Source organism: Stenotrophomonas sp. GD03654, assembly GCF_029845105.1.
GTDB classification, from domain to species: Bacteria; Pseudomonadota; Gammaproteobacteria; order Xanthomonadales; family Xanthomonadaceae; genus Stenotrophomonas; species Stenotrophomonas africana.
This window is the reverse complement of the sequence record NZ_JAOCLC010000018.1, coordinates 16,027-29,960: the sequence shown is the minus strand read 5'-3', so window position 1 is coordinate 29,960 and position 13,934 is coordinate 16,027. Positions and strand designations below refer to the sequence as shown.

Sequence of the window (13,934 nt, the reverse complement as noted above, 5' to 3'; positions counted from 1 at the left end):
CCGGCGAAAACGTCGGCGACCCCAGCCAGCAGGACGCAGGAAAGGACATGAATCGCAAGGGTGACAAATCGCTGATCGTTGGCCTGGACATCGGCACCTCCAAGGTGGTGGCGCTGGTGGGCGAGTATTCGCCGGGCAACCCGATCGAAGTGATCGGCATCGGCTCGCACGAGTCGCGCGGTTTGAAGCGCGGCGTGGTGGTGGACATCGAATCGACCGTGCAGTCGATCCAGCGCGCGGTGGAAGAAGCCGAACTGATGGCTGGCTGTGAGATCCGCTCGGTGTACGCCTCGATCTCCGGCAACCACGTGCAGTGCAAGAACTCGCCCGGCATCGTGCCGATCCGCGACGGTGAAGTGACCTGGGGCGACCTGGATCGCGTGCTGGACGCGGCCAAGGCGGTGGCGATTCCGGCCGACCAGAAGATCCTGCACGCGATCCCGCGCGAGTACGTTCTGGACGATTCGCAGGAAGGCATCCGCAACCCGGTCGGCATGACTGGCGTACGCCTGGAAGTGCACGCCCACCTGGTGGTGTGTGCGCAGTCGGCCGCAGCCAACATCAGCAAGTGCGTGCAGCGCTGCGGTCTGCAGGTGGACGATCTGGTGCTGTCCTCGCTGGCCTCCAGCGTGGCGGTGCTGACCGCCGACGAGCGCGAGCTGGGCGTGGTGCTGGTCGACATGGGCGCTGGCACCACCGACATCGCCGTATTCGTGCAGGGTGCGATCTGCCACACGGCTTCGCTGCCGATCGCCGGCGACCACGTCACCAACGACATCGCGCACATGCTGCGCACGCCGACTCCGGAAGCCGAGCAGATCAAGGTGCGCTATGCCTGCGCGCTGGCCCAGTTGGCCACTGCCGAGGAAAGCATCCAGGTGCCGTCGGTGGGCGACCGCCCGCCGCGCCGCATGCCGCGCCACTCGCTGGCGCAGGCCGTGCAGGGCCGCTACGAGGAAATCTTCGAGATGGTGCAGGCCGAACTGCGCCGCTCCGGCTTCGAGGAACTGGTGCGCGCCGGCATGGTGCTGACCGGTGGCGCTTCGAAGATGGAAGGCGTGGTCGAACTGGCCGAGGAAATGCTGCAGATGCCGGTGCGCGTGGGCATCCCGCAGCACGTCACCGGCCTGGGCGAAGTGGTCGGCAACCCGGTGCATGCCACCGGCGTGGGCCTGCTGCTGATGGGCAGCCAGATCGAGCACCCGCGGCGGCCGTCGCTGCCGACCGGGCGCGCTGGAAGCATGTTCAAGAAACTCAAGACCTGGTTCCGCGGCGAGTTCTGACGCGGAACCTGCACTACCCGGGCTCGCCCGGTTGCAACACCGGCAACACGACGCAACACCGGCAACACATAACCCACACAGCCGCAACGACGGCATGCAGCACGAAGGCAGGACGCCCGAATGCCCATGCAATCGAAAGCGGATACAACGAGGACACGGACATGGCGCATTTTGAACTGATCGAAAAGATGGCACCCAATGCGGTGATCAAGGTTGTTGGCGTGGGCGGCGGCGGCGGCAATGCCGTGGCGCACATGGTCAACTCGGCGGTGGATGGCGTGGAATTCATCACTGCCAACACCGACTCGCAGGCCATCAAGAATTGTGGTGCCAAGCTGCAGCTGCAGCTGGGTACCAACGTGACCAAGGGCCTGGGCGCAGGCGCGAACCCGGAAGTCGGCCGCCAGGCCGCGCTGGAAGACCGTGAGCGCATCATGGACGCGCTGCAGGGTGCGGACATGGTGTTCATCACCGCTGGCATGGGCGGTGGCACCGGTACCGGCGCTGCGCCGGTGGTGGCACAGCTGGCCAAGGAAATGGGCATCCTGACCGTGGCCGTGGTCACCAAGCCGTTCCCGTTCGAAGGCCGTCGCCGCATGCAGGTCGCGCTGAAGGGCATCGAGGAACTGAGCCAGCACTGCGACTCGCTGATCACCATCCCGAACGAGAAGCTGATCACCGTGCTGGGTCGCAACGCGACCATGATCCAGGCCTTCCGTGCCGCCAACGACGTGCTGCAGGGCGCCGTGCAGGGCATTGCCGACCTGATCGTGCGTCCGGGCCTGATCAACGTCGACTTCGCCGACGTGCGCACCGTCATGTCCGAAATGGGCCTGGCGATGATGGGCACCGGTACCGCCCGCGGCGATGACCGCGCGCAGGCCGCTGCCGAGTCGGCGATCCAGAACCCGCTGCTGGACGACGTGAACCTGGCCGGTGCCAACGGCATCCTGGTCAACATCACCGCCGGCGCCGACTTCACCATGGCCGAGTTCGACGAGATCGGCCGTACCATCGACGGCTTCGCTTCCGAAGACGCCACCGTGGTGGTGGGTACCGTGCTGGACCCGGACATGCAGGACGAAGTGCGCGTGACGGTGGTCGCCACCGGCCTGAACCGCATCTCGGCCAGCAAGACCCAGCGTCCGGGCGAGCGCGCGCCGATCAAGCTGGTCCGCAACGCCACCACCGGCCAGCCGGAGTTCGGCGAGTTCGACAATGGCGGCGACGCCGTGTCCAAGGCTGTTGGCGGGATGGGCCTGGGCCTGCGTCGTGCCAGCAGCGACACCGCGGCAGCCTCCACCCCGTCGGCCCCGGCCGCTTCGGCCCCGGCTGCAGCGGAACTGCCGAACGATTACCTGGACATCCCGGCCTTCCTGCGCCGCCAGGCGGACTGAGCGGGGCTGCCCGGGGCTTGTCCTCCCCGGGTTGCGCCACCATGTCCTGAAAACGCGGGCGCCGGGCCAGGATGGGCCCGGCCGCCCTGCTTCACGCGCGTCCTACCGGCGCGCCGGTGTGTCCTGCCGGCGTTTCAGTCGGGGTAGGGGACCGTGCGTGTTAATCTAATGTGTCACTTCCGGTCCATCCCCCATGATCCAGCAACGCACCCTCAAGAACACGATCCGCGCCACCGGCGTTGGCCTGCACAGCGGTGACAAGGTCTACATGACCCTGCGCCCGGCACCGGTCAACCATGGCATCGTGTTCCGCCGCGTGGACCTGGACCCGGTGGTGGAAGTGCCGGCCAAGGCCGAGCTGGTCACCGAAGTGACCCTGTGCACCGGCCTGACCTGCAACGACGCCAAGATCCAGACCGTCGAACACCTGATGTCGGCGCTGGCCGGCCTGGGTGTGGACAACATCATCGTCGAACTGTCCTCGGCCGAGCTGCCGATCATGGACGGTTCGGCCGGCCCGTTCGTGTTCCTGCTGCAGTCGGCGGGCATCGTGGAACAGGAGGCGCCCAAGCGCTTCATCCGCGTGCTGAAGACCGTGGAAGTGACCGAGGGCGACAAGGTGGCCCGCTTCACCCCGTACGAGGGCTACAAGCTGGGCTTCACCATCCAGTTCGATCACCCGATGATCCCGGCCAAGCAGTCGCGCCAGGAAATCGAGTTCTCGACGCTGGCCTACACCAAGGAAATCTCCCGCGCGCGCACCTTCGGTTTCATGCGCGACCTGGAATACATGCGCGAGCGCAATCTGGGCCTGGGCGGTTCGATGGACAACGCCATCGTGCTGGACGAGTTCCGCGTGCTCAACGAAGACGGCCTGCGCTACGCCGACGAATTCGTGCGCCACAAGATCCTCGATGCGATCGGCGACCTCTATCTGGCCGGTGGCCAGGTGCTGGGTGCCTACGAAGGCTTCAAGTCCGGTCACGCCCTCAACAACAAGCTGGTGCGGGCGCTGATGGCCGACGCCACTGCCTGGGAATGGGTCAGCTTCGACTCGCCGGCGACGCCGGACCCGGTGGAATACGCTACTCCGGCCTACGCCTGATTTCTGTAGGCTGTTGAATTGAAAGACAAAAACGCCGCCTTCCAGGGCGGCGTTGTCGTTTCAGGCGTGTTCGGCGCATTCAGCATGCTTGACGCGCGTCAAGGCCGGTTCGAGGTCACGGTTTTGTGAACCTGTTGGATCGGAAGCCTGAATTTAACGCAGTTTTAACAACAATCTAACGACAGGCCCCCGGATGGCAGCTAGGATGCGACCCGGCCCCCGAAATGTTTCACGCCGTGGTGACACGCGCGACGGGGAGCGGAGCCGGATGCTCCGTTGTCGTCAGGACCGCTTCTTCGGCTTCGAAGGAACGTCCTGCAGGCAAGCCAAGGCGTCGCGTAGCCCTTTGTGCGTGGCGGCTGAAACTGCGTGGGGTCCATTCCGGTTGTCGAGCGCTGGGGAGCGCGTGGGAGTGGGAGACGCAGTCTTGATGGTCACCCTGGTGGCCTTCAGCCCGATGGAACGGGCCGCGTCGAGCAACTGGGCTTCGGCAAGCCGCAACTTGGCATGCCAGACCGGGGACTCGACGAGAAAAACGAGGTGTTCCCCGTCCACATTGGCCAACCGGCAACGGCTGCGCAGAGGTGGCGGCAACTGGGGGCGCAACTGACGGTCCAGCGCGTCGAGCCACAAGGCACGCCGCAGCGGGTTCCCGCTTTTGTCCGCCATCACCGCATCCAGCGCCGGCTTCGGCACTGACGCGGGGCGAACGCTGGATTTCGGCTCAGACATGAAAACTCACTGATGGCATTCAAAAAGATCGTAATCAAAACGCGTGAAGGACAGGCCAAGGCGTCGCCCATCGCGCGTTTGCGGTTCTATTTCGAGGACCGCCCCCGCGCCCTGCTGGGCAGCGTGCTCGGGGTAGGCTGCATTATCGGCCTTGCTGGCGGCATTGGCGCCAGCGCGCTGAATGATTCCCGGCTGCAGGCCAAGGTCGAGCGCCAGGATGCGGAGCTGGCCAAGGTCAAGCGCGATGCGCAGACCCAGGTCAACGCGCTGGCGGCCCGCCTCGGCGAGCTGCAGGCCCAGGCCACCCGCCTCAACGCCCTCGGCGAACGGCTGACCCAGATGGGCAAGCTGGAAGACGGCGAGTTCGACTTCAACGAGACCCCCGGTCTCGGTGACGGTGACGCCAGCGGCCCGACCAGCGACATCCCGGTCAAGGACGTCAACGCCGACTTACAGGTGCTGGAGCAGCGCTTCGCTGCTTCAGGCCGCCAGCTGTCGGTAATGGAATCGCTGATGTTCGACCACCAGCTGCAGCAGAACGCCGTGCCCTCGCGCATGCCGATCCGCAACAGCTATGTGACCTCCGGCTTCGGCACCCGTGCCGACCCGTTCGGCCGCGGTGCCGCCACCCACAAGGGCATGGACTTCCACGCCAAGGTCGGTGACCCGGTGATGGCCGTGGCCGAGGGTGTGGTCAGCTTCGCCGGTGTGAAGGGCGGCTACGGCAACGTGGTCGATGTCGACCACGGTAATGGCTACGTCACCCGCTACGCGCACAATTCGCGCCTGGTGGTGAAGGTCGGCGACCTGGTCCGTGCCGGGCAGGAAGTGGCCAAGGCCGGTTCCACCGGTCGTTCGACCGGCGCCCACGTGCACTTCGAGGTGTGGGAGAACGGCAACGTGGTCAACCCGCGCAAGTTCCTCGGCGACGGCGGCAACACGCCGGTCGGCCGCGTCAGCCGCGGCTGATCCGTTCTGGTAGTGCCGGCCGCTGGCCGGCAATTCCTTGAGGTTGCCGAACGAGGCTCCGGCCAGCGGCCTGCACTACCCCTCGGGGTTGAAACCTCAGCGGGCCGTCCCAAGCTACAATGGGTGTTGCCATCGACAGGGCGCCAGGCGCCCTGTTTCGTTTGCGGCGGACGGATCCCAAGGGGGAGGCCGGGCGTCGTGTCCATCCAACCCGGTTCCTTCAATGATCAACAGCCTGCTTACCCGCGTATTTGGCAGTCGTAACGAACGACAGCTGCGCCAGCTCAACCGCATCGTCGCCAAGATCAATGCGCTGGAGCCGGAGATCGAGAAGCTTTCCGACGAGCAGCTTCAGGCCAAGACGCCGGAGTTCAAGCAGCGCATCGCCGATGGTGAAGCCCTGGACAAGGTGCTTCCGGAAGCGTTCGCGGTCTGCCGCGAGGCCGGTCGCCGCGTGCTGGGCATGCGCCACTACGACGTGCAGCTGATCGGCGGTATGGTGCTTCACCTGGGCAAGATCGCAGAAATGCGCACCGGTGAAGGCAAGACCCTGGTGGCGACCCTGCCGGTGTACCTCAACGCGCTGGAAGGCAAGGGCGTGCACGTGGTCACCGTGAACGACTACCTGGCGCGCCGCGACGCCGCGCAGATGGGCAAGCTGTACAACTGGCTGGGCCTGAGCGTGGGCGTGGTCTACCCGGGCATGCCGCACAGCGACAAGCGCGAAGCCTACGCCTCGGACATCACCTACGGCACCAACAACGAATTCGGTTTCGACTACCTGCGCGACAACATGGCGCTGTCCAAGGCCGACCGCTATCAGCGCGGCCTGCACTACGCCATCGTCGACGAAGTCGACTCCATCCTGATCGATGAAGCGCGTACCCCGCTGATCATCTCCGGCCCGGCCGATGATTCCCCGGAGCTGTACATCCGCGTCAACCGCGTCGTGCCGAACCTGGTCAAGCAGGAAGTGGAAGACGGCGAAGGCGACTTCTGGGTCGACGAGAAGGGCAAGCAGGTGCACCTGTCCGAAGCGGGCATGGAGCATGCCGAGCAGCTGCTGGTCGAGGCCGGCATCCTCGACGGCGAGACCGAAGGCCTGTACGCACCGCAGAACCTGACGGTGGTCCACCACCTCAACGCCGCGCTGCGCGCGCACGCGATCTACCAGCGTGACGTGGACTACATCGTGCGCGACGGCGAAGTGGTCATCGTCGATGAGTTCACCGGCCGCACCCTGTCCGGCCGTCGTTGGTCCGATGGCCTGCACCAGGCCGTGGAAGCGAAGGAAGGCGTGCCGGTCCAGCGCGAGAACCAGACGCTGGCGAGCATTACCTTCCAGAACCTGTTCCGCATGTACAAGAAGCTGTCCGGCATGACCGGTACGGCCGATACCGAAGCCTTCGAATTCCAGAGCATCTACGGCCTGGAAGTGGTGGTGATCCCGACCAACCGCCCGACCATCCGCAAGGACAGCCCGGACCAGGTGTTCCTCAACCGCAAGGGCAAGTTCAACGCGGTGCTGGCCGACATTGAAGAGTGCGCCAAGCGCGGCCAGCCGGTGCTGGTGGGTACCACCTCCATCGAAACCTCGGAAATGCTGTCCGAGCACCTGCGCAAGGCGGGCGTGAAGCACGAAGTGCTCAACGCCAAGCAGCATGACCGCGAAGCCACCATCGTCGCCAATGCCGGCCGTCCGGCCGCGGTCACCATCGCCACCAACATGGCCGGTCGTGGTACCGACATCGTGCTGGGCGGTTCGCTGGAAGCGGAAATCCACGAGCTGGGCGAAGGCGCCACCGACGAGCAGAAGGCCGCGGTCAAGGCCGAATGGCAGAAGCGCCATGAGGCCGTCAAGGCTGCAGGTGGCCTGCACATCGTCGGCACCGAGCGCCATGAATCGCGCCGTATCGACAATCAGCTGCGTGGCCGTTCGGGCCGCCAGGGTGACCCGGGTTCGTCCCGCTTCTACCTGTCGCTGGAAGACAACCTGATGCGCATCTTCGCCTCCGACTGGGTGCAGAAGGCCATGCGCATGATGGGCATGAAGGAAGACGACGTCATCGAAGATCGTCTGGTCAGCCGCCAGATCGAGAAGGCGCAGCGCAAGGTCGAGGCCCACAACTTCGACATCCGCAAGAACCTGCTGGACTTCGACGACGTCAACAACGACCAGCGCAAGGTGATCTACGCCCAGCGCGACGAACTGCTGGACGCCGAGTCGGTGAAGGACAACGTCGACGGCATCCGCGACGACGTGATCTTCGACGTGGTGGCCCGCTTCGTGCCGCCGAACTCGATCGACGAGCAGTGGGACCTGCGTGGCCTGGAAGCGACCCTGGAGTCGGACTTCGGCCTGCAGATGTCGCTGACCGACCTGGTCAAGGAACACGAGGAACTGGACGCCGAGGCGATTGCTGCCAAGGTGCAGGAACGCGTCAACCAGCACTTCGCCGAGAAGGAAGCCGGCGTGGGCGAAGAGACCATGCGCGCGCTGGAGAAGCACGTGATGCTGACCGTGCTGGACCAGAGCTGGAAGGAGCACCTGGCGCGCATGGATTACCTGCGCCAGGGCATCTACCTGCGTGGTTACGCGCAGAAGCAGCCCAAGCAGGAATACAAGAAGGAAGCCTTCGAACTGTTCTCGGACATGCTGGAGAACGTCAAGCGCGAAGTGGTGACCCTGCTGTCGCGCGTGCGCATCCGCAGCGACGAGGAAGTGCAGGCGCTGGAAGCGGCCGAACGCCAGCAGGCCGAAGCCCGCCTGAGCCAGTCGCAGTTCCAGCACCAGGATGTGGGCGGCTACAGCGCCGACGAGGAAGCCGCGCAGGTGCAGGCTGCCCAGCAGGGCGTGGCGCAGATGCAGCGCGACGAGCTGAAGATCGGCCGCAACGATCCGTGCCCGTGCGGCAGTGGCAAGAAGTACAAGCACTGCCACGGCCAGCTGAGCTGACCCCGAAGAGCCCCGCGAAAGCGGGGCTTTTCGTTTATGGCGGCGGAGCTGCACCGGATCCGTGATTGCGCCAGTCGCCCTGTTCTGGGCATGCTTCCCCTATGCCTTCCCCCACCCGATCGATCCACGTTGTGGCCGCCGTCATCACCGACGCCCGTGGCCGCGTGCTGCTCAACCGCCGTACCGAGAACCGCGACATGGCCGGCCTGTGGGAATTCCCCGGCGGCAAGCGTGAATCCGGCGAGACCTCCGAACAGGCGCTGGTGCGTGAGCTGCGCGAGGAACTGGGCATCGAGGCCGATGTCGGCGAGTGGCTGATGGATGTGCCGCAGCGCTATCCGGACAAGCATCTGACCCTGGAAGTGCGCCACGTGCGCAGCTGGAAGGGGACACCGCGTGGGCGGGAGGGCCAGGCCATTACCTGGGTGGCGCCGGACAAGCTGGGCCGCTATTCAATGCCACCGGCAGACCTGCCGGTGGTGGCCGCCCTGCGCCAGCCTGACAGCTACCTGATCACCCCGGCGCCAGCGGATGATGAGGGCGGCATGCAGCATTGGCATGAACAGCTGCAGCGCGCTGTGGCCGCGGGCCAGCAGCGCATCCAGCTGCGCTTGCCGACGGCGCATCCGCAGCGGCAGGCGATGGTCGAACAGGCCGTGCGCGCGCATCGTCGCAGCGGGGTGCAGTGGTTGCTCAACCGCGATATCGAGCTGGCACGCGCATTGGGCGTGGGCGTGCATCTGGGCAGCGAACAGCTGCTGGAGCTGTCGCAGCGTCCGCTGCCCGAAGGCCAGCTGGTGGCCGCCTCCTGCCACGACCTGCAGCAGCTGAAGGCCGCACAGCAGTTGGGCTGCGACTTCGCCGTGCTGGGTCCGGTGCAGGCCACGGCCAGCCATCCGGATGCGGTGCCGCTGGGCTGGGATGCCTTCGCCGAGCTGCGTGCGCAGGTGTCACTGCCGATCTACGCGCTGGGTGGCATGGGCAATGGCCACATTAGTGAGGCGCGTCGCCATGGTGGGCAGGGCATCGCCGCCATTCGCGCGCTGTGGCCGGCGTGATGTCAGGGGCGGATCATCGCAACGCGGGGCTCTGACCCTACCGATCACAACGTGATCCAGAAACACCCGTACTGCCGCCGCAATCCCAGCACCGTCGAAGCGCGCGCTGCGCTGCCCGGCAACGTCTGCTCCAGGCGGAGTCCGACCGGATGGCGAACGGCCGGCGGCTCAGGGTCGGATCCCTGCGCAGCAGGGCTCTGGCCCTCCTCCTGCGATTGCGGCAGCGCCTGCGAGGGGTACACCGGCACTACGTCCACCCATGGCCGCCGCGCCAACGATTCCAACTGGCCGAGGATGCGCTGCGCGCCCGCATCGGAGACCGCGCCCCACAGGTACAGCGAGGACAGTCGGTTCACATCGTTGCTGACGATGCCGACGCGCAGCGCATCCACCAGTTCGCTGAGCCGCCGCGGGCAGCGTGCCCCCAGGGTGTCGCGCTGCAGGGTATTGCCGGCGGGCGCAGGCGGTGGCAGCCGCGACTGCGCACCCAGGCTGTCGCAGGGACGATCGGTATACACGCTCTGGCCCCGCGCATCGGTGCAGCGGTTCAGGCGGGTGGACTGTGCGTGGGCGACGCTCGACAGCACGCACAGCGGCAGCAGCAACAGCAGGAAGGAAAGCCGGGTCATCCCCGCAGGGTAGCGCCGATCACGCTTGCGCGCCGTGCTCTCAGCCTTGCAGCAGCTTCAGCACCGAGGTGGTCGGCTTGGCCAGGTTCAGGGTGTAGAAGTGCAGGCCGGGTGCGCCGCCCTCGATCAGGCGCTGGCACAGTCGGGCCACCACTTCAGTGCCGAATGCACGCACCGACTCCGCATCATCGCCGTAGGCCTGCATCTTGCGGCTGATCCAGCGCGGAATCTCCGCACCACACTGTTCGGAGAAGCGGCGCAGCTGGCTGAAATTGGCGATCGGCATGATGCCCGGGGTGATCGGCACCTGTACACCCAGCCGCCGCACTTCATCGACGAAGTGGAAGTAGGCATCCGGGTTGAAGAAGTACTGGGTGATCGCCGCATCGGCACCGGCATCGATCTTGGCCTTGAAGTGCTTCAGGTCGGCCAGTGCGTCAGCGGCCTGCGGATGCGTTTCGGGGTACGCGCCCACTTCGATGTGGAACGCATCGCCGTGCTCGGCACGGATGAAGTCGATCAGTTCGGCGGCGTAGCGCATGTCGCCGGGAAAGCCCATGCCCGACGGCAGGTCGCCGCGCAGCGCGACCAGGCGGCGGCAACCGATGGCGCGGTACAGCTTGAGCAGCTCGCGGATTTCCTGACGGGTGCCGCCGACGCAGGACAGGTGCGGTGCTGCATCGAATCCATGGTGCTGGTTGAGGTGGCGCACGGTTTCGGAGGTATAGCTCAGGGTCGAGCCACCGGCACCGAAGGTACACGACACGTACTGGGGATCGTAGTCCTTCAGCTTTGCCGCGGCGCGGTCCAGCTGGCTGCGCTGTTCGTCGGTCTTGGGCGGATAGAACTCGAAGCTGATGGCGGTCATGGCACGGGCGGCAGCGGCGGGTGCGGATCAGTATATCGCTTCATCAAGATGGATGTTGGTTGGCTGCGCGGAAAGATACCGTCCGTCGCCTGCGACCGTTTGCCCCGGTCTCCGGCCGCTGCTCCGGAATTGCAACCCGGATGCCGCGGCCGGCGGCACGCTGATCCCATCCCGGCAACACCCACCCGATGAAGGAGCTGACGATGAAGATCTTCCTGGCACTCTGGTACGCAATGAAGGCGCTGGCCCGGCTGGCCATGATCGGCATGGCAATGGCCGTACTCGGCTCCGGCTCGGCGCATGCCGCCGGCGCCCTGGCTGCGGGCAAGGTGCAGGTCGAGGTGGTCGGCAAGGGGCGCCCGCTGCTGATGATCCCCGGCCTGAACAGCAGCGCCGAGGTCTGGCGCGAGACCTGCCTGGCCCTGAAGGATGTGCAGTGCCATCTGGTGCAGCTGCCCGGCTTTGCCGGCGCCGCAGCCGCTGATCCGCGCCCGGCCGACTTCCTGCCGGCCATGCGCGGGCAGCTGCTGGCCTACCTGCATGACCGGCACCTGGGCCCGGTGGTGGTGATCGGACACAGCCTGGGTGGCCTGCTGGGCCTGCAGATGGCGCAGGCCGAGCCGGCGGCGGTCAGCGCCCTGATGGTGGTCGATGCACTGCCGTTCCTGCCAGCCGCGCGTGACCCGAAGGCCACCGCAGACAGCGTGCGGCCGATCGCCGACCAGCTGCGCAAGGGCATGCTCGCTGCCGACGCCGCGCAATGGCAGGCGCAGTTGAAGGCGGGCCTTCCGGGCATGACCCGTGATCCGCAGCGCCAGGCCGAGCTGGGCCGCTGGGGCGAAGGCAGTGACCGCCAGACCACCGCCGATGCCATGCATGCGGTGATGACCACCGACCTGCGCGACAGCATCGCCTCGATCAGCGCACCGACGCTGGTGCTGGGCAGCTGGGCCGGTTACCAGCCGATGGGCGGCACCGAGGCCAGCACGCGCGCGGTGTTCCAGGCCCAGTACGCGAAGCTTCAGGGCGTGCAGATTGCGATGAGCGCACAGGGGTTCCACTTCCTGATGTGGGATGATCCGCGCTGGCTGCAGGAGCAGGTGCAGCGTTTCCTCGCCGCGCACCCCTGACCCTTGTCCTCGCCGAGAGCCCGCATGGACGCCACTACCTCATCCCGCCGCTTCTGGACGCTCAATGCACTGGCATGGGCGGGTTATGCGATGTACGGGCTGTGGGCGGGGATGCGGATCGGCGGCGGCGTGGTGTTCAGCGGCATCGTGTTGATCACCGTCAGCGTGGCCGCCTGCCTGTGGCTGTGCAGTGGCATGCTGCGCGCGGTGGCGCTGCGCCAGCGCTGGTGGGAGGGGAGCCTGGGCAGCCTGGTGTTGAAACTGGCCGCCGGTGTGGTGGCCGGTGCCAGCGTCGCACAGGCGATGACGGCGGCGCTGCTGCTGCCGGCGCTGGCACTGGGCTGGGTGCAGCTGCCCGGTGGCCACGCGGATTACCGATGGTCTTCGCTGCTGGTGTACTGGATGAACACCGCGCTGTTCCTGCTGATGTGGACGGGCCTGTGGGCAGGCCTCCACGGCTTGCGGCGGGCACGCCACAGTGAGCTGGCGCGCCTGCGCGCCGAGGCCGAACGCAGCGCCCTGGAGCGTGATGCCCTGCGTGCGCGGCTCAATCCGCATTTCATGTTCAATGCGCTGAACAACTTGCGCGCGTTGATTCTGGAAGACCCCGAGCGGGCCCGCGACATGGTCACCCGCCTGTCGCGTACGCTGCGCCAGGCGCTGGCGCATAACCGCAGCGAGCAGGTCACGCTGGCCGAGGAACTGGCGGTGGTCGACGATTACCTGGCCATCGAGGCGATCCACTTCGAGCAGCGCCTGCAGGTAGCTCGGCGCATCGATGCTGACGCCCTGCAGGCGCAGTTGCCGGCGATGGCGCTGCAGCTGCTGGTGGAGAATGCGATCAAGCACGGCATTGCCAGCCGCCCCGGTGGTGGCGAGGTACAGATCCAGGCCACGCTGGACGGCGATGTATTGCGACTGCAGGTGGACAACCCGCTGGGCAGCGCCAGCGAGCCTGCCCATGGGCATGGCGTCGGCCTTGCCTACCTGCGTGCACAGCTCGGCACGCAGGGGCGTTTCACGCTGCAACCGGTCGGCGACCGCATGCAGGCCCTGCTGGAGATTCCACAATGAGTGCCACGCTGCGTGTGTTGATCGTTGATGATGCGCGGCTGGCGCGGCAGGAGCTGCGTACGCTGTTGTCGGCGCTGCCATGGGTGCAGTGCGTGGGTGAGGCCGACGATGTGCCTGCCGCGCGCGAGGCGATCGCCACGCTGGCGCCGGACCTGGTGCTGCTGGACGTGCAGATGCCTTCCGGCAGTGGTTTCGATGTGCTGGACGGCCTGGAGACGGTGCCTGCAGTGGTGTTCGTCACCGCCTACGACACCTACGCCGTGCGCGCGTTCCAGGCCAATGCGCTGGATTATCTGGTGAAGCCTGTCGAGGCGCCACGCTTGCTGGAGGCACTGGAGCGGGCGCGCCAGCGCGAGGTGGTGGCGGGCGAAACGCGGGAGCCGCGCAGCACACTGGGCGCGCAGGACCAGGTGTTCGTGCGCGAGGGAGAACGCTGCTGGTTCGTGGCGGTCTCCGAGATCCGACGGCTGGTGGTGGATGGCAATTACACGCGGCTGTGGTTCCGCGACCAGAACGCCTTGCTGACCCGCAGCCTGAGTGCGCTGGAAACACGCCTGCCGCAGGATCTGTTCTTCCGTGCCAACCGCAATACCCTGGTCAACCTGCGCCGCATCCGTGGCGTAACGCCCAGCATTGCCGATGGTTACGAGCTGACGCTGGATGATGGCAGTGAGGTGGAAGTGTCGCGGCGGCAGGCACGTGAACTGCGCGAGCGGATGGCGTTGTAGCTGCC

At 66.4% G+C, this 13,934-nt stretch carries 12 protein-coding genes; 9 read left to right on the top strand and 3 right to left on the bottom strand.

Features of this window, described 5'->3' with window-relative positions:
* Positions 1-47: 47 nt before the first annotated feature.
* The 3 genes from ftsA (at position 48) to lpxC (ending at position 3,785) form a co-directional block, all read left to right on the top strand.
* The gene (gene ftsA / locus N5J73_RS09120; RefSeq protein WP_005408083.1) at positions 48-1,283 is read left to right on the top strand and encodes a cell division protein FtsA; all 1,236 of its coding nucleotides are present in this window, start codon (positions 48-50) and stop codon (positions 1,281-1,283) included.
* Between the two features lie 161 nt (positions 1,284-1,444).
* Complete coding sequence (gene ftsZ / locus N5J73_RS09115) at positions 1,445-2,680, top strand: cell division protein FtsZ (RefSeq protein ID WP_049448927.1); 1,236 nt, start codon at positions 1,445-1,447, stop codon at positions 2,678-2,680.
* A 193-nt stretch (positions 2,681-2,873) separates the two neighbouring features.
* Entirely contained in the window at positions 2,874-3,785 is a 912-nt protein-coding gene (gene lpxC / locus N5J73_RS09110; RefSeq protein ID WP_049448929.1) for a UDP-3-O-acyl-N-acetylglucosamine deacetylase, read from the top strand.
* Between the two features lie 282 nt (positions 3,786-4,067).
* On the opposite strand, the gene N5J73_RS09105 is transcribed toward lpxC, so the two are convergent.
* A complete protein-coding gene (locus tag N5J73_RS09105) occupies positions 4,068-4,517 on the bottom strand; it encodes a DUF721 domain-containing protein (protein WP_005408086.1) in 450 nt (149 codons plus the stop codon).
* 12 nt (positions 4,518-4,529) lie between these two features.
* Here N5J73_RS09105 and N5J73_RS09100 point away from each other — a divergent pair, with 12 nt between their 5' ends.
* The 3 genes from N5J73_RS09100 (at position 4,530) to N5J73_RS09090 (ending at position 9,500) form a co-directional block, all read left to right on the top strand.
* Positions 4,530-5,486, top strand: coding sequence for a M23 family metallopeptidase (locus N5J73_RS09100; protein ID WP_049448931.1), 957 nt, complete (start codon positions 4,530-4,532; stop codon positions 5,484-5,486).
* Positions 5,487-5,709: 223 nt separating this feature from the next.
* Complete coding sequence (gene secA, locus N5J73_RS09095; protein WP_049448932.1) at positions 5,710-8,442, top strand: preprotein translocase subunit SecA; 2,733 nt, start codon at positions 5,710-5,712, stop codon at positions 8,440-8,442.
* Between the two features lie 101 nt (positions 8,443-8,543).
* Positions 8,544-9,500 (top strand): Nudix family hydrolase, encoded by a 957-nt coding sequence (locus N5J73_RS09090; protein WP_049448933.1) that lies wholly within the window; start codon positions 8,544-8,546, stop codon positions 9,498-9,500.
* Positions 9,501-9,544: 44 nt separating this feature from the next.
* On the opposite strand, the gene N5J73_RS09085 is transcribed toward N5J73_RS09090, so the two are convergent.
* Together N5J73_RS09085 and metF are read right to left on the bottom strand one after the other, a co-directional pair.
* Positions 9,545-10,129 carry a DUF4124 domain-containing protein gene (locus N5J73_RS09085; protein WP_049448936.1) on the bottom strand — a complete coding sequence of 195 codons (585 nt, stop codon included), beginning with the start codon at positions 10,127-10,129 and terminating at the stop codon, positions 9,545-9,547.
* Between the two features lie 40 nt (positions 10,130-10,169).
* Positions 10,170-10,997 (bottom strand): methylenetetrahydrofolate reductase [NAD(P)H], encoded by an 828-nt coding sequence (gene metF / locus N5J73_RS09080; protein ID WP_049448938.1) that lies wholly within the window; start codon positions 10,995-10,997, stop codon positions 10,170-10,172.
* Between the two features lie 203 nt (positions 10,998-11,200).
* Between metF and N5J73_RS09075 the strand changes: the two genes are divergently transcribed.
* From N5J73_RS09075 to N5J73_RS09065, 3 genes are read left to right on the top strand one after another with little or no spacing between them, the layout of a single operon-like run.
* Positions 11,201-12,127, top strand: coding sequence for an alpha/beta hydrolase (locus N5J73_RS09075; protein ID WP_049448940.1), 927 nt, complete (start codon positions 11,201-11,203; stop codon positions 12,125-12,127).
* A 24-nt stretch (positions 12,128-12,151) separates the two neighbouring features.
* Positions 12,152-13,201, top strand: coding sequence for a histidine kinase (locus N5J73_RS09070; RefSeq protein ID WP_049448943.1), 1,050 nt, complete (start codon positions 12,152-12,154; stop codon positions 13,199-13,201).
* Positions 13,198-13,929, top strand: a complete 732-nt coding sequence (locus N5J73_RS09065; protein ID WP_049448946.1) for a LytTR family DNA-binding domain-containing protein — start codon at positions 13,198-13,200, stop codon at positions 13,927-13,929. The genes N5J73_RS09070 and N5J73_RS09065 overlap by 4 nt, the downstream gene beginning before the upstream one ends.
* The last annotated feature ends 5 nt before the right edge of the window (positions 13,930-13,934 follow it).